13 protein-coding genes and 13 pseudogenes are annotated in these 20,433 nt (G+C 58.3%); 13 read left to right on the forward strand and 13 right to left on the reverse strand.

The features are described 5' to 3' along the window. Positions 1-3: 3 nt before the first annotated feature. Together istB and istA are read right to left on the reverse strand one after the other, a co-directional pair. A complete protein-coding gene (istB, locus tag CIT26_RS20620; RefSeq protein WP_095494283.1) occupies positions 4-876 on the reverse strand; it encodes an IS21-like element helper ATPase IstB in 873 nt (290 codons plus the stop codon). Beyond that, positions 873-1,862: pseudogene (gene istA, locus CIT26_RS20625) on the reverse strand (IS21 family transposase); the annotation flags it as partial. The pseudogene istA and the gene istB, both read right to left, overlap by 4 nt. A gap of 838 nt (positions 1,863-2,700) precedes the next feature. Here istA and CIT26_RS20635 point away from each other — a divergent pair. The 3 genes from CIT26_RS20635 to CIT26_RS20645 are packed head-to-tail and all read left to right on the forward strand — an operon-like array spanning position 2,701 to position 7,413. Further along, positions 2,701-3,648 carry a GHMP family kinase ATP-binding protein gene (locus CIT26_RS20635; RefSeq protein WP_245319494.1) on the forward strand — a complete coding sequence of 316 codons (948 nt, stop codon included), beginning with the start codon at positions 2,701-2,703 and terminating at the stop codon, positions 3,646-3,648. 10 nt (positions 3,649-3,658) lie between these two features. Beyond that, on the forward strand, positions 3,659-4,714 hold the full coding sequence (locus tag CIT26_RS20640; RefSeq protein ID WP_095494286.1) for a cysteine synthase family protein: 1,056 nt from the start codon (positions 3,659-3,661) through the stop codon (positions 4,712-4,714). After that, positions 4,714-7,413, forward strand: a complete 2,700-nt coding sequence (locus CIT26_RS20645) for a lyase family protein (protein WP_095494287.1) — start codon at positions 4,714-4,716, stop codon at positions 7,411-7,413. Before CIT26_RS20640 ends, CIT26_RS20645 begins: the two co-directional genes overlap by 1 nt. 263 nt (positions 7,414-7,676) lie before the next feature. On the opposite strand, the gene CIT26_RS36030 is transcribed toward CIT26_RS20645, so the two are convergent. Next, on the reverse strand, positions 7,677-7,892 hold the full coding sequence (locus CIT26_RS36030; RefSeq protein WP_143747880.1) for a hypothetical protein: 216 nt from the start codon (positions 7,890-7,892) through the stop codon (positions 7,677-7,679). Between the two features lie 439 nt (positions 7,893-8,331). Here CIT26_RS36030 and CIT26_RS20650 point away from each other — a divergent pair. Beyond that, a pseudogene (locus CIT26_RS20650) lies at positions 8,332-9,749 on the forward strand (CapA family protein). Between the two features lie 332 nt (positions 9,750-10,081). Here CIT26_RS20650 and CIT26_RS37125 read toward each other — a convergent pair. Next, positions 10,082-10,297 carry a hypothetical protein gene (locus CIT26_RS37125; protein WP_206072788.1) on the reverse strand — a complete coding sequence of 72 codons (216 nt, stop codon included), beginning with the start codon at positions 10,295-10,297 and terminating at the stop codon, positions 10,082-10,084. 429 nt (positions 10,298-10,726) lie between these two features. Between CIT26_RS37125 and CIT26_RS20665 the strand changes: the two are divergent. The 3 pseudogenes from CIT26_RS20665 to CIT26_RS20675 all read left to right on the forward strand — a co-directional run. Next, positions 10,727-10,892, forward strand: a pseudogene (locus tag CIT26_RS20665) (transposase); the annotation flags it as partial. A 159-nt stretch (positions 10,893-11,051) separates the two neighbouring features. Continuing rightward, positions 11,052-11,600, forward strand: a pseudogene (locus CIT26_RS37795) (DDE-type integrase/transposase/recombinase); the annotation flags it as partial. A gap of 240 nt (positions 11,601-11,840) precedes the next feature. Next, a pseudogene (locus CIT26_RS20675) lies at positions 11,841-12,020 on the forward strand (integrase core domain-containing protein); the annotation flags it as partial. Here the strand turns inward: CIT26_RS20675 and CIT26_RS37800 are convergent. After that, a pseudogene (locus CIT26_RS37800) lies at positions 12,013-12,294 on the reverse strand (homocysteine S-methyltransferase family protein); the annotation flags it as partial. The pseudogenes CIT26_RS20675 and CIT26_RS37800 sit on opposite strands and share 8 nt — an antisense overlap. Before the next feature lie 311 nt (positions 12,295-12,605). After that, positions 12,606-12,791: a nucleotidyl transferase AbiEii/AbiGii toxin family protein gene (locus CIT26_RS20685; protein ID WP_245319495.1), complete on the reverse strand. Its 186-nt coding sequence runs from the start codon at positions 12,789-12,791 to the stop codon at positions 12,606-12,608. A gap of 56 nt (positions 12,792-12,847) precedes the next feature. Here CIT26_RS20685 and CIT26_RS20690 point away from each other — a divergent pair. Then, positions 12,848-12,967, forward strand: a pseudogene (locus CIT26_RS20690) (transposase); the annotation flags it as partial. Between the two features lie 66 nt (positions 12,968-13,033). Here CIT26_RS20690 and CIT26_RS38880 read toward each other — a convergent pair. Further along, positions 13,034-13,610, reverse strand: a pseudogene (locus CIT26_RS38880) (transposase); the annotation flags it as partial. Here CIT26_RS38880 and CIT26_RS20700 point away from each other — a divergent pair. After that, a pseudogene (locus tag CIT26_RS20700) lies at positions 13,573-14,128 on the forward strand (transposase); the annotation flags it as partial. The pseudogenes CIT26_RS38880 and CIT26_RS20700 overlap by 38 nt on opposite strands. Here the strand turns inward: CIT26_RS20700 and CIT26_RS36700 are convergent. After that, entirely contained in the window at positions 14,089-14,304 is a 216-nt protein-coding gene (locus CIT26_RS36700) for a hypothetical protein (RefSeq protein ID WP_167391472.1), read from the reverse strand. The pseudogene CIT26_RS20700 and the gene CIT26_RS36700 sit on opposite strands and share 40 nt — an antisense overlap. Before the next feature lie 413 nt (positions 14,305-14,717). On the opposite strand from CIT26_RS36700, the gene CIT26_RS37820 reads away from it, so the two are divergent. From CIT26_RS37820 to CIT26_RS20715, 3 genes and pseudogenes are all read left to right on the forward strand, one after another. Then, entirely contained in the window at positions 14,718-14,948 is a 231-nt protein-coding gene (locus CIT26_RS37820; protein WP_245319497.1) for an NAD(P)-binding domain-containing protein, read from the forward strand. A gap of 443 nt (positions 14,949-15,391) precedes the next feature. Continuing rightward, the gene (locus tag CIT26_RS20710) at positions 15,392-16,090 is read left to right on the forward strand and encodes a class I SAM-dependent DNA methyltransferase (protein ID WP_095494291.1); all 699 of its coding nucleotides are present in this window, start codon (positions 15,392-15,394) and stop codon (positions 16,088-16,090) included. Positions 16,091-16,236: 146 nt separating this feature from the next. Further along, positions 16,237-16,773: pseudogene (locus CIT26_RS20715) on the forward strand (IS6 family transposase); the annotation flags it as partial. Between the two features lie 26 nt (positions 16,774-16,799). On the opposite strand, the pseudogene CIT26_RS37825 reads toward CIT26_RS20715, so the two are convergent. From CIT26_RS37825 to CIT26_RS38890, 5 genes and pseudogenes are all read right to left on the reverse strand, one after another. After that, positions 16,800-17,312, reverse strand: a pseudogene (locus tag CIT26_RS37825) (FAD-dependent oxidoreductase); the annotation flags it as partial. A 679-nt stretch (positions 17,313-17,991) separates the two neighbouring features. Beyond that, complete coding sequence (locus CIT26_RS20730) at positions 17,992-18,837, reverse strand: LuxR family transcriptional regulator (protein WP_095494294.1); 846 nt, start codon at positions 18,835-18,837, stop codon at positions 17,992-17,994. 186 nt (positions 18,838-19,023) lie between these two features. Beyond that, a pseudogene (locus CIT26_RS37830) lies at positions 19,024-19,256 on the reverse strand (hypothetical protein); the annotation flags it as partial. 391 nt (positions 19,257-19,647) lie between these two features. Continuing rightward, positions 19,648-20,178 carry a beta-eliminating lyase-related protein gene (locus tag CIT26_RS38885; protein ID WP_425350364.1) on the reverse strand — a complete coding sequence of 177 codons (531 nt, stop codon included), beginning with the start codon at positions 20,176-20,178 and terminating at the stop codon, positions 19,648-19,650. Next, positions 20,117-20,323 (reverse strand): annotated as a pseudogene (locus tag CIT26_RS38890) (beta-eliminating lyase-related protein); the annotation flags it as partial. The pseudogene CIT26_RS38890 and the gene CIT26_RS38885, both read right to left, overlap by 62 nt. Between CIT26_RS38890 and CIT26_RS37130 the strand changes: the two are divergent. Further along, positions 20,246-20,433 (forward strand): hypothetical protein (locus tag CIT26_RS37130; protein ID WP_206072789.1); only part of this gene is annotated, 188 nt, incomplete at its 3' end. The pseudogene CIT26_RS38890 and the gene CIT26_RS37130 overlap by 78 nt on opposite strands.

Raw genomic sequence — 20,433 nt, forward strand, 5'->3', positions numbered from 1 at the left:
CGCTCAGGGTATCGCGGAGGGGTGTCCATTTTTCGGTGGCCGGCCGCGCGGCCGCGATGGTGGATTTAGTGTCGGCGGCGTGATGGAGGCTTTTGATCGCAGGTGTTCGGGCATGAGCTCGGCGTGCTGGCGGAGCCGATAGCTCGATCCTTCGATCTGGACGACAACCGCGTGGTGAAGCAGGCGATCGAGAAGTGCGGTTGCGACGACAGGGTCGCCGAAGACCTCGCCCCATTCGGCAAAGCCGCGATTTGAAGTGAGGATCATGGCGCCCTTCTCATAGCGGGCGTTGACGAGTTGGAAGAACAGATTGCCGCCACCGTGGACGACGGGCAGGTAGCCGATCTCGTCGACGACGAGCAGAGCAGGCCGGCAGAAGAAGCGGATGCGTTCCTGCAGGCGGCCTTCGCGTTCGGCCCTTGCCAGCGCGGCGATGAGTTCGGCGAGCGTGCAGAAATAGACGCTCTTTCCGGCCTTCACGGCTTCGACGGCAAGGGCGATGGCCAGATGGCTCTTGCCTGTGCCGGGCGGCCCGAGGAGATGGACGACCTCGCAGCGGGCGACGAAGCCGAGTTGGGCAAGCGTGAAGATTCGATCGCGGTCGAGCGAGGGCTGGAAAGAGAAGTCGAAGCCGGCGAGCGTCTTGATCGTGGCCAGGCGCCCCATGCGCAGTGCCGTCTTGATCCGGCTGTTCTCGCGCAGGGTCAACTCTTCCGAGAGGAGGATGTCCATGGCTTCGAGGGCGGCGATCTCGCCTTGCTCGAGCCGGCGCACGATATGATCGAGCGCTTCGAGCGCCCGCGGCATCTTCAGGCCGACGAGGTCGTGGCGGATACGATCGATCGTGGATGGCGTGGTATCGAGCGCGTTCGTCATGGACGCCGCTCCTTCGCCATCACCCGGGCGACGGCATCGTAGAAGGCCAACGGGCGCTGAGCGACCCTGTCACCGGAGCCGTGAAGGGTGACGTCGTCGTTCTTCGGTCTCTGTCGGCGCTTGTGGACTTGGATGTTGCGATGACCGGGCTCGACATGACGCTGATGCCGGTCTTCGAGAATGGGATGGGTGGCAATCAGCGCGCCGTCCTCGAAGATGCGCACCTCTTCGGCCAGCGTGTGCACCTCGACGACACGGCGCCTGGTGGCGTCGGGCACGCTGTAGAAATTGCCGCCGACGCTGACCATGCCCTCCCGGCTGATGCGTCGCTCGAGCTTCAGGACCGATCTGAACGGAGCCAATGGCAGCGGCCGCAGCGCTGCCCGCTCCTCGGCGAAAGCTTCGTTGACGACACGCCTTGTGGTGGCGTGAACTCTCGGGTTTGCGACCGTGTCCAGCCAGTGACGCAACTGGGCGTTCAGGTCTTCGAGATTGCGAAAGGACCGGGCCAGGAAGAAGTCCTCGCGAATGTAGCGGAACGGTCGCTCGACCTTGCCTTTCGTTTTGGCGCGATAAGGCCGACAGGCCTTGGGATGGAAACCATAGTGCCGGGCAAGATCGACGAGGGCACGGTTGTAGACGATGCCGCCGGCCTCACCTTCGCCGATCACAGCCGTCTTCATACGATCGTAAAGCACTTCGCGAGGAGCGCCGCCCAGCGCCTCGAAGGCGGCGGCATGACAACGTAGAAGCGTCGGTAGATCCTGGTGGACGACGAAGCGTGCCCAGATCAAGCGGCTGAAGCCGAGCACCAGAGAGAATAGCCAGACGATCCTCGGTGTCGTTGGTTCGTCGGTAAAGACGACATTGAACTGGGCGAAGTCGACCTGCGCCTGCTCGCCGGGCGGGGTCTCGAAGCGAACCTCGTAGCCCCGCTCCGCTGCCGCAGGACGGACGTCGCGCAGGAAGTCGGTGACGGTCGTGTATCCGCTCACTGCACTGCGAGGTTTGTGACGGAAAAGCTGGTTTCCTTCGGTATAATCGCATCGAAGCGCATTGGCTGAAACCGGTATCGTCGCATCGATTGAGGGGAAGCCGAAGTCGGTCCGCCGATCGGATTGAAAGCGTATATGGGCGCATTGCCGATGAATGAGGCGTCAAGCAGACCCTTGCCAGCCCTCTGAAACCTCAGATGAGATGGCATGCGGCTATAACGGCCACACGGCCATGCTGCTGGGTGCGCCGCCAATTCCTCGCGATACGCGAAAGTTCATGCGCTCGTTACCTTGATCTTGCTGCGGAAGGAGTGCTGGGCGGCCAAGGGAGGCTCCGGCACGGATCGTGGACACCGTTTCGGCCCAGGCTGAGGAGTTGTTCGCCAAGCAATGGGGGCATGCAGTCTCCCCACATATCAGAGCACGCAAAGCGGGATCACTCCCTGCGCAAAATGGCGACGTCACAGCCACCGAAATTCGCTGAGACGCTCCATGCAACGCCGCCGGTAATCAAACGGTGCAACAGATTCTACAAGTAATTTCACAGAACCTTTGCGACCTAAAATCCCTAACAATGCTACGTTCACCCCACGTCTGAATCAGACACCTAGCGCCCTAGGTACTTGAAAGTACCCCAACTGAAACGCGAGCCCTGTTCGGATGATCGGGTCTCGTCTCGTACCAGCAAATCCCACTTCGATGTACCTGACGGGGAAGTGATATGGCGGTCCAAAATTCTATACATCCTATCGGCCCTCTGGGAAGCGGTGCGAGCATGTCGACTAGAGAACTTCTCGAGGCGGCCGCCGATGAAGTTTGGAGCCCATACGTGTATCACCAGACGTTCGATGGCTCGGATGCAACGCAGATTATCGCCGAGGATGCGCAGCAGCCAAGGGTTCATTCTAGCGACGCTCTTTGTTGCGGCACATTCGGCGAGTTGCTGCAAGGTCAGCTGCCGGTCGGCTCGGTTCCCCGGGACCCTCACTTCTTGGTCACGATGCCCATCGCGCTCTTTGCGCGAGCTCACTTCATGCCGATTGCAGGCACACGATCCGTAACCGTTTATCCGTCACATAAAGTCAAAGCAAAACGACTGGCTGAGAATTTCGTGATTGCGCTCGGCGTCTCAGGAGGAATCCTCCTTTTGCAATCTGAACTCCCAGAAGGCAAAGGGCTGGCGAGTTCGTCTGCGGACCTTGTTGCGACTGCACGGTCAATCGCCGGGTGCTTCAAGCGTAGAGTCCCGACATCGTTGATTGAGAAGCTAATGGCGGAGATCGAGCCATCCGACGGGGTGATGTACCCTGGCGTGGTCGCATATCAACAGCGAGCATGTAGCCTTCTCTCCTTCCTTGGGCAAATGCCGCCGCTTGCAATCGTTGGTATCGATGAAGGAGGGACGGTCGAAACCGTCGACTATGATCAACGGCGGGGTGAAAACTCCGCCAGTCAAAGAGCAGAGTATCACGAATTACTCGACCGCGCACGGATAGCAATTTCGCAGGGTGACACGGCCACGATAGGCAGAATAGCTACAGCCAGCGCCCTCCTGCATCAGGAGCGGGCTCCAAAGGAGCATCTGAACTCGATGCTGAAAGTATCCGAGGCCACTGACGCTCTTGGGGTCATAGTCGCGCACAGCGGCACAATGATTGGAATCCTACTTGATCGAATGGCGGCCGACTTCTCACAAAAGCTTCGGTCCGTGCTCTCCTATGTATCGCCGTTCGACAACTCGCCAAGAATATATCTGACCATGACTGGCTGCCGGTGAGGTAAGTAATATGAACTCCGCCCGCAAACGCCTGCCATTCACCAGCTATTCTGATGCCTATGCTCTCCCCAGCATTATTAGGTGTGGGACAAACCTATATCTCGCGCAGTTCGCCTTCATGAAGCTTCTCCCTGCGAAGTACATCGTCGAGCAAGCGCTGGCTCGAGGGACTTTGACTCACGGCATGAAGGTTCTCGAGACATCGAGCGGAACCTTCGCACTGGGTTTGGCGGTAGTTTGTCGGGAACGTGGATTCCAGCTCGAAATCTTCACAGACCCAGTGATGGACAAAGGCCTGGAAAACAGGTTGACCTCCTTGGGAGCCGACGTCTTCATCATAACTGAAAAGGCGAAGCAGGGTGGCTATCAAAGAAGCCGCCTCGACGCATTACACGCTAGGATGAGACAGTTGGGCCAGTCCTGTTTCTGGCCCCGGCAATACGAAACACCGGACAACCCCGCGGCCTATAAGCTCTTCGCCGATCAGATATCGGGGATGTTGGACGCCGACGTAACTTTGGTCGGTTCTGTGGGGTCTGGCGGCTCTACTTGCGGAACGATAGAGCGCCTCCGCCAAAAAGCCCCTGGCGCGCGCCTGATTGGAGTGGACACATTTAACAGCGTCATTTTTGGCCAACAGGATGGCGAACGGAAACTGCGGGGGCTGGGGAACAGTCTTGTCCCCAAGAACGTGAAGCATGAACTGTATGACGAGGTGCATTTCATCTCGGCTCCGCTCGCATTTGCTGCAACGCGAACCCTCCACGAGCGGCACGCCGTTTTCGCCGGTCCGACCTCCGGAGCGAGCTACATCGTCGGGCGTTGGCGCGCTCGACAGTATTCAGGAGAGACCGTAGTCGTCATATGTCCTGATGAAGGCCACCGCTACGTTGAAGCCGTTTACGACCACGAGTGGCTCAAGCAGAACGGATGTCTACATGAAGGTGTTCTGCTGGAAGCGCCGGCAACCGAAAATCACCCTTCGACCGCTCTCCCGCCATGGAACCGATATCTTTGGAAGCGGAAAAGCCGGGAAGCTGTCTTGAGCCTTTTGGAGGAAATTTGATGAACAGAGGTAGCTTCCTTTTCGTGGAAAGCAACACGACTGGCACTGGCGAATTATTGATGAAGCGGGCCCGACTCCTGGGCTTTGAGACCTACCTCGTTACCCGCAATCCTGCGCGCTATCCGTTCCTTAAGGACTCGGTCGCTCAAGTGATCGAAGCTGAAACCCGTAGCCCGGATGAACTCATCGGGGTCGCCGCCAAATTAAGGAGGCTTGCAGGAATATATTCGTCGTCGGATTATTTTGTGGAAGCAGCGTCACGTGTCGCGACGGCAATGGGCTTACCAGCACCTAATCCGGAGGCTATAGCCACATGCCGAAACAAATGGAAGCAAGCGGCCGAGTTACAACGACAATCAATCGCGATCCCTGAAACTCGGCTGGCCACATCCATCAGAGACGTCGAGAATATTCTTGCCCAAGCTACTCTGCCGGTGGTCGTCAAGCCGGTGTCCGGCAGTGGAAGTAGCGGCGTGCGGTTGTGCGATAGTGCCGCAGCCGCCATCAAGGCGTTTGAGAATGCAAAGGGCGCACTGCTCGATCAAGTGGATCTGCCCAGTCCCGACATCCTCATCCAGAAATATATAGAGGGTAAAGAATACTCTGCAGAGATAATTGCGTACGATGGGACGCTGCATTGCCTTGGAATTCTTGCCAAGCACAAAGGGCCGGCCCCCTGCTTCGTCGAGGTAGGGCACGATTTCCCGGCCCCGCTTACGGAGCCGTCCCTCAAGGAACTGGCTCCTTTTGCTGCGCGAGCGGTTTCGGCGCTGGGCCTGAAGTTCGGACCGGCTCATGTGGAGTTCGTGATAGCGGAGTCGGGGCCCGTCATCATTGAGGTCAATCCCAGGTTGGCTGGAGGAATGATTCCAGTCATGCTCTCGCACACGTCGGGTACCTCAATCCTGGACATGGTGATCGAACTTTACGCGGGAGAAGCGTTCACGCCTCCACGGGCGAGCGCAAAGGCGGGAGCCATCCGTTTCCGACTTGTTCACAAGTCCGGCAAGCTCAAACGCCTAGGCTTCTCTCGAAATAGAGAGCCGACCGTGCCTGAAGCGGGTCTTCTGAAATCTGAGGGGGAGGAAGTTCAAATCAATGGCGACTTTAGAGACCGGGTTGCCTACGCCATTGGCGTCGCTGATGAACTCAATGCCGCCGCCGCGGCAGCTGAACGGATGATCGATTCCATTGTGATGGATATTGAGGCGGCTACCGGAGAGCCGGACGACAAGCAAGTTGCTGGGTCAAGCCAGGGCAGCTGGAACCTACATCCCGAAGCGATGAAGTTGCTCGCTCCACCTATCGAACTCTCGCGCGATGGCCGCCTTCTGCAGCACCAGGCGACCATCGACGAAGCACACCTGGTGATGCTCGCGGACCAGGGTCTGATCAGCCAGGCAGTCGCTGCCGATCTCCTCAAGCACATCTTGGACCTCCAGGATGATGGCTTTCAATCGTTGGAGGGCCGCGATGCTCCGCGTGGCCTCTACCTTGCCTATGAGGCCGAACTTGCCGCCAGAGCTGGCCCGGAAAAGGCCGGCTGGCTGCACCTCGCGAGGTCCCGCAACGACTTGAACGCGACTATTTCTCTCCTGGCCCTTCGGGAAGCTGCGTGTTCCATCTCGCAAGGAATAGGAACTGCCCAAGATGCCCTGCTTCAGCGAGTGGAGGAAGCATCGAGACTTGTGGCTCCGTTGTACAGTCAGTACCAGATCGCACTCCCTGGGTCGCCAGGGCACTACCTGCTCGGTGTCTTTTTCGCTCTGGGACGCGAGCGCCAGCGCCTCCATTGCCTGCTGGAAGACATCAGGAACTGCCCTATGGGAGCTGGTGCTGGCGGAGGCACCAGTATGCCTATAGATCCCTTGAAGACCGCAAATCTTCTGGGATTCGAATTACCGTCATTCAACTCACTTGATGCGGTTGCAAGCCGCGATCATCACCTGCAAGGGCTTTCAGTCTTCGCTGGCGTTTCAATTTTGCTCAGTCGTGTGGCCCAGGACCTGCAGGTTTGGACGACGCGGGAGTTCGCGCTCATCGACGTTCCTCACAGTCTTGCCGGCGGCTCTTCCATGCTCCCCCAAAAGAAGAACCCGTTTTTGCTTGAACACATTAAGGGGTCGGCAAGCACCGTGGTTGGAGCCTACGTTTCCGCGGCAACAGCCACCTGCAAATCGCCTTTCAGCAACTCGATCGAAACGAGCAACTACGGCTGCTCTTCATTGGGCCTAGCAGAAGATGCCCTGAAGCGGGCCATTATCCTCACGTCGCTAATCGTGAGGTTCATGTCGTTCAACGAGAGGTCGATGCGTGAAAATCTGGAAGACGGCTCATCGATGACGGCTGTCGCCGCCGAACGGATGGCGTCGCGAGGCGTTCCTTTCAGGAAGGCCCACACAATAATTGGCCAGATCGCCAGGCGTCTGTCTCAGGATAGCTGCGCCGCGGAGCGCCGAAGCGAGTTGGCCAGCCACCTCGCTGGCGTATTACCGGAAAGTCTCGAAGAGTGCAGGGATGCTCTGCAGTTCGGGGGAGGACCTGGAAAACGATCAACCGACGACCAGCTTTCCGTAGCAAAAGCGCTCCTTCGGGACATGCAGCTGAAAAGCGCGGATATATCGGAACGCTGGGCTCACGCTGAGGTGCACCGCAAAAGGAGGGTAAAAGAACTCATTGATCGGCACCCAGCCACCTAAGGAGTGGATATATGGACAACGTCCAATGGTACTGGCGCCTTGCCTTGGCAATGGGTGGTGTCCCGGCGAGTAGATGCTATGGGGCGAGCGGCGAGGGTGCGGCGTTTCTTCGGCTCTGATAGATCGACCATCACAAGGAGGTCGCATGTCGCAGCTTTTTGACGCGAGCTGGTTACCGCTCTCGAACAGGATAATACGATCGTCGCGGTCATCGAAATGTGGGCGTGCGACGTCGAGGCTTTGCCATCCCCAGCGTTGCCGGCTCACGTCAGCACCGGCGCGCCAAGACCGATCGTCTCAACGAGTTTTTTGATGCCCGCCTTTTTCGGCTGGCTGCGCGGTGAGAGTTGTAGTATGGCGGCGATCCGACGTTCGAAGAGGGGGGACGAGCGGCAGCCGGACCGCGAACGACAACCCTTGGCCGGTGAGCAGTCGCGGCTGGTCAACCGCGTCAAGGCGATTCTCGCCCGTTTCGCCATTCGGAGCTTCCATTTAGGCCTGTGGAACGGGCCGCCAAGCTCATGGCCTTCCGCACCGCGGAGGAAACGTGGCTGCCGGACAAGATCCGCGCCGAGCTCTACCGCTTTGCTTAAGCGGCTCGATCTCGTATGTGCGCAGATCCATAGCATCGAGGCGACCGCCTTCTCGTCGCGCCCAGTGGCGTTAAGCGGGCAATGACCCGATCGTTATGCCGCAGACGTTGGCACTGGGCAGGGACCTTCTCATAATCGGCGCCGCGAGCAAGCTTGGATCCGCTTGCGCGGGCTAGCGCGTGGCGCACGCCGTCTAGGCAATCCTCAATTCGCTTGAGGCCAGGCCCCTGGCCTCACCGTCATGAAGATCGTCCCAAGCGCGGGAACGAAGGACCGACAAAGTAGAACGGATTTGGTCTTGGAAGTCAGCCCATGGAGCAAAACTATGGATAGAGATTCGCACGAGAACAGTCGCCCTCAGATCCCGCAGGACGGGGGCTTTGACATCGTTGGTTCAATTGCCACAAACGTCGATGACGGCTTTACCATGGCGGCAGTTGGCGACATTCTTTATGCGCGGCCAGTAGTAAAAGGTCACTATCCCGGCCTGACCGATGTCCTCCGGATTTTTGATGGGGCCGACGTCACCTTTGGCAACTTGGAAACCAACATCTTGGAGGTTCAGTCCAAAGGTTACCCGGAGGCTGACTTCGGCGGGGCCTTTTGCATCAGCGACCCCGAGTTGGGGCCTGACTTAAAGGCCATGGGTTTCGATATGTTAAGTCGCGCGAACAACCACACGCTCGACTGGGGCGTTGAAGGCATGCGCGAGACTAGCCGCATCCTTGATAAGAACGGGATCGTCCACGCCGGGGCGGGAGAGAACCTTGCTCAGGCCGGAGCTGCTCGCTTCCTTGAGACTCCGCGCGGAAGGGTGGCGCTGGTCTCCTTTGCGACGACGTTCGCAGCAATGGCTCGCGCCGGCGGTCCTGCGGGCGAGGCGCCAGGCAGACCGGGGCTCAATCCTCTCCGATTGACAAAGCGTATCGTGGTTCCGCCGACGATGCTAGAGAACCTCAGGCAGGTGCGCGAAGTGCTGCCAGGCTACAACCCGGCTGGAAAAGATCCCAGCCAGGTCGTTCTCGACGGGGTCATCTTCAAAGCGGGCGACAAAGTAGGTTACAGCTTCGAACCTAACTCGTTTGACATCGCCGATATTCAGCGCAATCTTCGCCGGGGCAAGCAGATGTCCGACTTCTGCATCGTTACGAACCACGAGCACGAGCCAGGGGTGTGGAGCCAAGAACCGTCTGATTACGAACAATCGTTTGCCCGCAAGCTCATTGATGCAGGGGCAGACGCATACATCGTGCATGGACCGCACCAGTTACGAGGCATCGAGATCTACAAAGGTCGACCTATTTTTTTTAGCTTGGGAAATTTCTTCTGTCAGGACCTTCGGACACCACTAGGTGCAGACGCGTACGCTATCTACGGCATGGACCCGCGGGTCGATACAGATGCCGAGTGACTGTCAACGAGGTAGCAAAAGGGTATCCAACGGCGGAGGGACTTGCAGGCCCCCAATCTGACACGATTTTCTATGAGAGTGTTGTCGCCATCAGCTGCTTTGAGCAGAACCAGCTCGTTCAATTGTTGCTCCACCCAATAGAACTCAGGCGTTCAAATAGATTTGCCAACCGGGGAGTGCCGCGGCTCGCACCAGCACCACAAGCAGCAGCTATTCTGGAGCGTCTCCAGAAACTCTCGAAGCCATTTGGCACGCGAATCGCAATAGAGAATGGCATAGGAGTGATCCAACTGCAGCCTAACTCGGCCCAACGCGGCCCCCCGATGGACTAAGGCTTGTTGAGATCAAGCGTGAGTTAATGACGGCGGCTGCGAGATTGATGATGGCTGCAAAGCTCTGATAGGTTTTGTCGGCTCGCATGGCGATACGCTTGAACTCCTTGAGTTTGCAGAAGAAGTTCTCGATCAGGTGGCGCTATTTGTAGAGTTCCTTTGTCAAGCGGCATGGGAGAAGCGCGGGCGTGAGTGCTGTGAGATAACGATCTTGGCGCCGCGCTGGTTCAGGTGTAAGCGATGCGCCGAGGCACCTTTCCAGAAATCGTTTAGTAGTGCTCTATAGTAAGGCAGCCGTTGGTCCTCGCGTCGCCGCCGATCACTCCGGATCGTCATAACGGGTGATCGCTGACGGCGGGGATGACGAGGGCGATGTCTTTGTACGCCTCGTGCTCGATGAAGTGCGCGGTCTCGGGCCCCGGCCTGGGCTTGCCGAGGACGGGCTTCCGCTTTTTGTCGACGCAGTAGATCAGGATCGGCAGCAGCAGGCCGTGGTTGGGGTTGTCGAGGTCGAGTAGCCGTCTCCAGCTTTTGATGTTGAGATTCATGGCCGCGTAGAACCGCGGGCACCACGGCCGGGGGTCGATGCCGCCGCTGGGTTGGTTGCGAATCGGGGCGCATAATCCTGCGGTCTGTCGAAGAGCGTCTCGTTGATCCGGTTGTGGATCCTGGCGACGCTGGCAAACACGGCGTGATCGGTTGCATACCCTTTGGCCAAGACGTCGCGCCGTAACCCCATGAACGGGCACATCCGAAGACGTTAAGTCGGGTTTTCATTGACGCCCCCGCGGCTGATCTTTCCGCAGGAACAGAGAGAGCGTCTGGAATGTCGTAGGAGTCGACCGCCGCGTCGATGCTCCAGTAGGCGACATCCCGTTGCCGATGATTGGCCATCCCGAACAATATGCGCGGTGACCTGAGACCCCGAAGCTCCTCCAGTTTTTGGTAGAGTCCGTTCCGACCAAGGAGACGGACGAATGAAGCGTTCACGGTTCACGGAAGAACAAGTCATCGCGATCTTGAAGGAGCAGGAGGCGGGAATGAAGACCGCCGATGTCTGCCGCAAGCACGGGATCTCGGAAGCGACTTTCTACAAATACAAGGCCAAGTTCGGCGGTATGGACGTTTCCGACGCCCGCAGGCACGCCGTCGCTTCCAAGGCCGACAACGTGGAATATGTTCTTACCGATATCAATTCCGTAGACCGCGGCAGGGCGCGGCACATTGCGTTTTGGCATTGCAACCTCCTTCGGTTTGACAGCCTCATGATGCGGCAGGAGGACGAGGCGGACCATCCCATTAATGGTGACGCCCGATGCCAAGCGATGCGCTGTGGCCCACGCCTGCGAGCAGCATGGGGCGAGCCAGCGTCGGGCGTGCAAGGCTCTTTTCGTCGATCGCTCGAGCGTTCGCTACATAAGCATCCGGCCGGATGATGCCGTCTCTCGAGCTGCGATGAAGACGGTGGCAGCCGAACGACGCCGCTTCGGCTACCGGCGCATCCACATTCATGCTTGAACGGCAAGGGATCGTGATGAACCAGAAGAAGCTGCGGCGGCTTTACCGGGAGGAGAAGCTCCAGGTCCGCAAGCGTGGCGCCGCAAGCGGGCCTTGGGAACAAGAAGGCCGATGATCGCGCCGGGCCGGATGAACGAGCGCTGGAGCCTGGACTTCGTCAGCGACGCCTTCACAGATGGTCGGCGGTTCCGGGTTCTGGCCGTCGTCGACGACTTCACGCGGGAATGCCTGGCTCTGGTCGCGGATACGTCGCTGTCGGGCGCCCGCGTCGTCTGGGAGCTGGATGCCGTCATCGCCCGCCGCGGCAGGTCTCGCACGATCGTCTCGGACAACGTCCTAAGCGGAAGGAAATGGAGAAGACAGTCAAAGTCTCTCTGTTCGCCAGCATGCTCTCGCTGCGTGACGCTGGTCAAGTCGTATCATCGAACCAGGCGGCTTCCACCGGCAAGGGAAAAGGTCTCGTCCATAGCAAACACAGGGTACGCGTGATGGCGGCCCTCACCGTCCTCAACACGAGCTTCTCATCCAGGTGGAAGACCCGAACATTATCTACAGGGTCATCGAAGCGATGGCATCGAATGGCATTACATCGCACCCGGCAAGCCGATGCAGAACGGATACGTGGAGAGCTTCAACGGCCGGTTTCGCGACGAATGCTTGAACGAAACGCTGTTCTCCACCCTCACGCAAGCGCGGGTAGCAATCGATCTATGGAAGGAGGATTACAACCGGAACAGACCACACTCACCGCTGCGCGCCGCCCCAGCCGCTCGCCGTCGCGATTCAGCGCATAGACGGCATCCTCCATGCCGTAGTCGGCCTGGGCGATGGAGGTCGAGGAGAAGGTATTGGTCTCGAGAATGTCGGCGCCTGATATGGCGTATGGATAGTGGATCTCCTCGATCGCCTTCGGCTGCGTCAGGATCAAAAGGTCGTTGTTGCCCTGCTGGTGTCAGGCGCAGCCGGCGAAGGGTTCGCCGCGAAAATGGCCCTCGTCGAAGCCGAGGCCCTGGATCTGCGTGCCCATGGCGCCGTCGAGGATGAGGTGCTCCCGCGCCGCGGCCCTCAGCGCTGCAAGGACTTCCGAACCGTCGGGTTTTGCCACGACGGGACCGAACAGGTCGTCCAGCGATGAAAGAACTTTGCGACATTTTCCATCCTCAAGGCGACAGTCGCGTCTAATTCACATAAACACATCTTTATGTCAACATACGCCCTTCCAGCGTGGGTGTTGCGCACCTGAGACGGCGTTCTATGTCAAAATCGGTCTCAAAGCGGACATAATCGGGACGGCCACTCGCTATACAAAAGAGACCTCTCCTCCAGCGGCGCAATCCATCAAGTGTGCCGGAGCGCAGATGAGAGAAGAGACAGATCGAACTGGAAGGATTGCCCGATCATCCAGAGATCGTAGAAATCCTTAATGCGGCTGTTAGCGACGTCGAGCGTCACAAGGGCCTCGAACTTTTCAGCGACGGCGGTCTCTGGATCGGCGTGCAGGCGAGGCGCGGAGGCGTCCAGCAACACACGATTCTGGCTTTCGATCGGCTCCGGCGTGATAGCTGGCTCATGTGGGGCCTGCGCACGGCGCGGCCGAGAACCACATCAAGTCGTGGAAGACGCATCTTGCCGCCGGCCGCACATCCTACACAAGACCGACGGCCAACCAGTTCCGGCTGTTCCTGCATGCCGGCGCCTACCCGTTTCATAGTCACCAACCTTGCCAGCGGGCAGGCCAAGGCGCTCTATGAGGATGTCTACTGCTGGCGCTTGGCCGGCCAAAGAACCGCACTGACGAACCGGCCATCGCCATCGTACACCACGATCGGCTGAAAGCCGTATTCGTCGTAATGGGCGCTGAACAGGCGCAATTTGCTGGTCGCCATGCACGGCATCAAAGGTGTCGTCAATGTCGAGCACGTTCCGCTTCGACACCTGCCGGAAGGAGGCACAGTGAAGGTCGACTATCGCCCGGCCCATGGCGACCAGCTCGCGCACGCCGGGCAGGTTCTCCAGCCGGCACATCGTCGACTGGAAGGCCAGATCCCGACGATAGAGCAGTGCATCCTGGGTCATCTTGAAGACCGGATCGGAGCGCAGCCGGTTGGTCGCTGCCCCGACCAGGTCATCCACAGCTTTGCAGATATGATCGGCTTCCGCGCCAAGATGATCGCCGCCGGCTACGAGGATGGCAATGACGATCGTCGATGCAGCGCGCCAGACGCTCGGCGACCCGCAGCCGCTTTCTACCTCGGCCAGAACCAGAACGCCGCTTATGCCGCCGTCGAAACGGGCGAGGACGGACTTGCCGCAGGAGAAGGCAGTCGCCTTCGAGAACGACATCCGCGGTTTGCGCAACTTTGGGCTCAAGGTCGGCACCGTCGGTGCAGTCAAGTCTGAAGAGCGAATTCGCGAACTCGTCGAGGACGTGCCTGAGATCGGCGACATCATCGACCCGTTGCTGGCCGCCAGGCGGAAACTGCGCGAAGAGTTCGCGAAACTCCATCGGAAGCTGCTGTCGATCGTCCGAGGTGACGAGGTTTGGAGGCGCTTGATGACGACCCCCGGCGTCGGACCTGTCGTCTCTCTGGCCTTCAGTTCCACAATCGATGTTCCGGCCCGCTTCAGCAACTCGAAGGCCGTTGGTCCAGCGTTGGGTCTGACGCCGGTACTCAATCAGTCCGGCGAAAGTCGTCGCGTCGGCCGCGTCTCGCTATGCGGCGACGGCATGATGCGCACGCTCCTCTATGACCCCAATGCCTGCCGACGCGTGTGACGAAACGGTCCTGGTTGAAAGAAATGTCGCGAAACGACGGGGTCGTCAGAAGGCCGTCGTCGCGTTGGCGCGGCGAGTGGCAGTGACGCCCACCAAGCACGGCTGGAGGTTGGCCATATACTGATTCAGTCGTCCACGCGGCAGTTTCTGTCGCATGATCACTTTCCCGCGTGCATCCATTCCGATGAGATGAAAGCTAATCTTGCCAAGATCGATACCGTTCGTGGCGACACTGTCTTCATACCCAGCGATGTCAGTCATGGTGATTCCTTTCGCCATTGACCCGGCGGGCCAGCCGCGAGACCTTGCGGGAAGCTGAGAATGAGCAGGTGTCATGCGCAAATGACCTTTCCGAAAGGTTTGCGACAGAACCGGCAATTTCGCTATTTCGTAGGACAAGCTCTCGATTGCGAAGCGGGTCTTCCGGAAATGTTATGTGACAGGTATGAAATAAAATAATAATTCAACATATATTTAATATATATTGCATTGTTTTTAACAAAAATTGGGTTTTTATTCCGACTAAAGTGTTGATATTTGGAATTTCACCGGGAAAAACCCAATCGTAACTTTACTTGTAAAGGACGTCCCATGTCTGCTGTAGAGGCTATAAGGGCCGTGCGCCGCTCGTTTCCGCCAACGGCCAAAAAATCGCATTCATTGGTACTGGCAGCATGGGGCGATCCCGCGATTGCGACATTGTGATCACCTGCCTGCCGATGCCACACGACGTTTTTGACAACATGAGTCGCGAGCAAGGGGCTTTGGCCGGAATGCCACCGGTCAGCGTATGGGTCGGCACCTTCACCACTGCTTACCACAATACGATCAAGATCGCCCGTCGGGCGGAAGCAATGGGCGTGTATTCGCCAATCGAGCAGTTCGCCCCTGGATGGCAGCTATGATCGCTCTTGCACTCTGGAGATCACGGTGAAGGATATGGGCCTGACCGTCCAGCTGGCCGACGAGCGCGGCGTGGGACTGCCGATCGGGCGCGCGGTCGAAAGCGCTATAGCGAGGCGGTACGGAAGTTCGACCGGTACGACAGCCATCTGCGCGTCGTCGAACTGGCGCTCAGCGAAATCCAGATACGCTTGCGCGAGTGTCGGCCCAGGGAGTTCACCGAAAGCAACTGCCTGATCCTTGACGAGGCGTTTGATCTCGGACGCCGCATGGATCTGAGCAATGGCCTAATATACGACCGGATCACCTGGAGCGTAAGCGCCTCCGCTTGGTCGGACAGCCATACTGCGCAGTACGATAACGAACAGCTTGTAGATTCAACCGCGGCCATTGCGCCGCCGACGATTATACCGCATCTCATCTGCCCCCGTACGGAGGAACTGTCATGAAGAAGCAGACGAAACTGGAGCAAGTTGTTCGAAAGCGCCTCAAGGCTCTCCACGCCCTCGACAGCGACGCCGATCGCTTGGCCCACTTCTATCGCGGATGGGCTAGTTCCTACGAGTTGGATATCGTCCGCAGTGGGTATTGGGGGCCGATGATCGTGGCGGAACTGGCGGGTGCCGTGCAGACAGCCTATTTGGACGGGCAGCGAGCAGCCATCGCAATCCTCGATGCCGGCTGCGGAACAGGCCTCGTCGGCGTGGAACTGGAACGCCTCGGCTTCCGGTTGATCGACGGGATCGACCTCTCCGAGGAGATGGCCGAACAGGCCAGGCAAACCGGCATCTACCGCCACGTGAGAGGCGCCGTTGACCTTAACGCTCCGCTCTCCGACTACTCCAGCGCGAGCTATGACCTCACCGTCTGCTGTGGCGTCTTCACGCTAGGACATGTCCGCCCGGACGCGCTGCGCGAACTGGCTCGCGTCACGCGCCCAAACGGATTCATCGTTGCAAGCACCCGCAAGAGCTATGCGGAGACCGCGTGCTTCGAAGACGAGGCGCGGCGTCTCCAGGATGCGGGCGTGCTTGTGACGGCACAGTGTCTAAACGACGGCAAATACATCAAGGAAGACGTCGCACACTATTGGGTTTTCCAGGTGACCCATAAAGCCAACGCTCCAACGGAGAAGCGACTATAACCCACGCCGCCGCAAATCTCACTGGCGAAACCGTCAGCCGATGCGACGCGACACGAAGAGCGCGAGCGCCTACGCCGGTTCTGTCGCAAACCGTTCGGAGGGGTCAATTGCGCATGACACCTGCTCGTTCTTTCCGGGAGTTTGTCATGTTCAAAAGCCGCCATTTGATCGATCCGTGATCTGCTGTGCGTGCGCTGGTATCTAGCCTACAATCTGATCCTGCGCGATCTGGAAGAGATGATGGCCGAACGCGGCCTGAACGTCGATCACTCCACCGTGTGCATCGCTGGGTCGTCTACTTCTCGTCTCGGCTGCTGGGAGTGTTTCAACCGGCGAAGCGTGCCGTCACCGGCAAGTGGCATATGGACCAAACGTCAAGGTTCGCGGCCAATGGATGTACCTCTATCGCGCCATCGACAGCGTCGGCGACACGGTCGAATTCTTCTTCAGCGAAAACCGTGACCTGCCGGCCAGCAAAACGCTTCCATCGTCGCATTGTTATCGACGGCAGCCAGACAAATCACGAGGCGATTATTTCCTGCGATGCTGAAAACCGTTTGCGGGATCGATCGCGGCGCTCACTGAAACCAATCCGTGTCCGCAAGAGCAAGTACCTCAATAATCGGATCGAGCAGGACCATCGACGCGTCAAGCGCCGCATCCGCTCCATGCTCGGAATAAGGCTGAACTTGACACCATAGGCCTGGCGCAAACTTTCGGCCTCTGCGACTGCCGCCTCAAGAGCCGACTGTCGGCGGTATAAAATCCGAAAGCCGTCACGGCGAATCAAATGGCGCGCGTTAGATTGCCGGATAAAAACCTCATGCTCGCGAGCCGCGCAGCCAATAATTTGCGCGTATGCCTGTGAAGCGCGCGTGTGTCGCACAGGAAATGAATGCCACCAGTAGCCCAACAGTGGGCCAAGGTGACGCGGTAGCGCTGCAAGATGATAGCGCACCTTATTGCTGCGACCGAGCGCAATATTAGCGATTTCGCGCCAGTCATGCGACATTGCATATGGCCGCACGGCTTCACTCTGGATAATCCCCGCACTGGCGTAACTAGTCTCACGGCCTGGTTCCTTGCGATCGAGGAGCACAACTGACCAACCCCGCTGCTGCAGATGTACGGCTGTGGCTACGCCGATCATACCGGCACCTAGAACAATTGCACTTTTCATATCCTTTGCTTCCCCTAGGCATGTTGACACGGATTGCCTCATTCACCTCCGCCTCCAGATAGCCGCACTGACTTGGATCTGCCGACAAGGTAATTGGGTCAAGCCAAGGCGCCGGGCAGCTTGCACGTACCTCAGACCATTATCCCTTACATGGCCTTCAACCGAGATGAGCGCTCTTTTTGCCATCAAATTGCCCCTCTTTTGCAGGCGTGCCGGATCTAAGGCGAACAGGCATCAGCTCTGTATCCCTGCCCGACCTGACGCTAGCGCCAAAGGTATCATTGTCCGTGACCTGCGACCGCAAAGAATATGTGAATTTCTTTGACGGTTTTGTTACGAGACTGCCGAAACTATAGGTGTCAGAGTTTAGTCTATAATATTTTATGCAAAATAGCGCATCCTCCGCCTCAGCATTCCCGCTCCGACGGCACGGCATTCAATCTTGAAACAGACAGGTTCGAGTTCTTGGCAGCGCACTACGGATTTGCGCCTTCGGACTTCGAACGCGAGTTCCGCACTGGAAGCGAATGGTTCCGGATCACCGGCATCGATCCCAAGCGGCCACGCTACCCGATCTTCGCTGAGCGACAGGCGCCATTGGACCGCTTCAGCGTGGGACCGCCGACGTGGGCGTGTCTTGTTGCCGCGCTCGCCTAACCCGCATCTTGGGCGACTTTAATGCCGGCTTGACGCAACGTTCCAGAAGATGAGCACAAAACGCCTATACCTCGATAATGCCGAATTTTATTGCCTTTATAGATGCGAGCGCTCTGCTAGATGTATCCAATTTTTGCTTTGCTTTTTTCAAATGAAAATTGACAGTATTCACTGATATTCCTAATATCTTTCCTATCTCCCATGACGATTTCCCTCTCGCCGTCCACAGAATACACTCTTTCTCTCTTGGGGAAAGATGGGGAGCTTCCTCGCTGCCACTTGAACTCGCGAAGTCCGCGACCCTCACATGGAAATGAACCGCGGCAAGTTGCAGGTAGGTGATTGTTTTAGTTTGGAATTCGCGGTCCCAGGATTGAGCAAAGCTCATGATGGCAAAGCTGCCATCAGGGCCATGCAATGGAACGCTAATGCCTGACCTTATGCCGAACGTCGCAGCCTCGTCGAACACGCGCCGTTCGTCTTCAGTCGTGCTTGTGTCATTGTAGACTTCGCTCCATCGAAAGGCGCCTGCCCGCTTTCGACTCGTCTTGATGATTGGGTCTATCTTATCATAGCCCATTTCGATATAGCGCTCCTGCCATGCATCAGGATAATTCAGCATGACTGCCGGATAGCGTCGGACCGGCTTAAAAAATTTCTGGTCGGATGCAGGAAGGCCATAGGCGGTCCACGGGCAATCAAAGTTCAAGGCAAAAGCAGACAACAGCTTGAACAACTGCTCAGATTGCGCAGCACCATTAGTCTGGTCGAGAAATCGGCCGAACTCGACCGCAAACGCCTCCCCGGCTGCCTTCGGGAGATGCACCGACGGGACCAAGGCAAACTGGTCGGACACCCTGGTTGCCAGCCCTCGAAGTTGAGTGACCGCAGTTATCGGCAGGCGTTCCATAGTCTCAGCTCCGCAGCTATTTGCGCTGGATGTTGTCAGTGGTGCACAGGTGCACAAAGCTGTCGGTTGCTAGGCTCTGGGCGCCGTCATTCGCCCGCTTCACCGAGGCTGGCAGCCCGAAACTCTATCACTATCAACGCACACGTATTGTTAAGTTGAGTTAAGTGTAAGTGTATCTTGCGTTTCGACCGGCGGAGCGCTCGGCGGCAGCAGATGATCCGACGTCGAGGTCGCAAGCAGCAACAAGCCGACCGTGGTGCGGACGATGCCACCAATCTCCAAGGCCATGTCTCCCGCCCCAGCCGGGTGGTAGGCCGAGCGTGGCCTCGATCTCGCCGTTGGGCGCGTTTCGCGGCGGGCACGTGATGGCCGAGCCGTGCGGATCCAGCGGCAGCCTCTCCTAGAGCCGCCTCGTCGATCACGGTTATAAAGCCGTAAAGCCCGGCCGCCGTCACGTAATAGGGCGGTAGCAGGTAGCAAAGCGCTCCGCTTTCATACGCCTTCACGCACTGAATTAAAGAATGATTGCAACGCCAAGTCGGTCGAGTCCTAGCTTCGCGCAGCGGCCGCTTCTGACCCGACGAACGTGTCGCGTCGACGATCTTTAAATCACGAAGTAGCCGAGGGCAGCCACATCGCCGGCGAGAATCCAGTAGTCGAGTTCGACCAATTGTCGAGAAACAAGCAAAAAGCGGGCAGGGGGGTGCGAAGTTTGCGCCAGAGGGTGTCAGCGGCTGAAGCCGGCGGCACAAAACGGTGGGAGTTGAAATATTCGCAGCTTTTGCGAGCCCCAGCGAAGCGCCCCGCGCACTAGCGGGAGGTCTGGCAGTCGCAATACCTCGCATACACCAAAGATCGTATTGTACCTGGTCGGTGGCTCCGCCTGCAGGATCGATCGAATGGCTTTTGCCGCCGCATCGACATCGTTGTCGCTGACGAGATAGTGGACGACCGCGCGAACGACGCCCTCGCGGAGAGTGCCCATGCGCACCCCCCGATCCGACAGCTAGCCAGGAATCCCGGGGTTGACAGGCCGTCCTGTTCGAGCCGGAAGAACACCATGTTAGTATCTATGACCCGAAGCTCCAGGCGAATGCCGGGAACGTCCCGAATCTTCTCCGCCAGCAGCTGCGCGCGTCGGTGGTCTTCGATCAGCCGGTCCACCATAGTTTGAAGCGTCACGATACCCGCGCTGGGCATGAACCCAGCTTGGCGGAGGCCGCCTCCCCAGAAGCTTCCGGTAACGTCGCACCCGCTCGACGAAGTGCCGTGGCCCGCACACCATCGAGCCGAACGGCGCGGCGAGTCCTTTCGACAGGCTAAATATGATCGAGTTGACATCCTCTGCGATCTTCGCCGCCGTCCAGTTCGAGGCAATCGCTGCGTTGAAGACGCAGGCGCCATCGAGGTGCAGCGGCAGGGCGTGCTCGTCGGCAAGCTCGCGCACCTCCTTAATATAAGACGCTGGCAGGAATGGGCCCGCCACGTTGGCAATGTGGGTCTCACTATCGTAGACGATGTGCGCGGAATTGGGCTGCTATACGCGGTTGAATTGGTAGCAGACAAGGAATCGAAAGCTCAATTTCCGTACGATTT

Source organism: Mesorhizobium temperatum (assembly GCF_002284575.1).
GTDB classification, from domain to species: domain Bacteria; phylum Pseudomonadota; class Alphaproteobacteria; order Rhizobiales; family Rhizobiaceae; genus Mesorhizobium; species Mesorhizobium temperatum.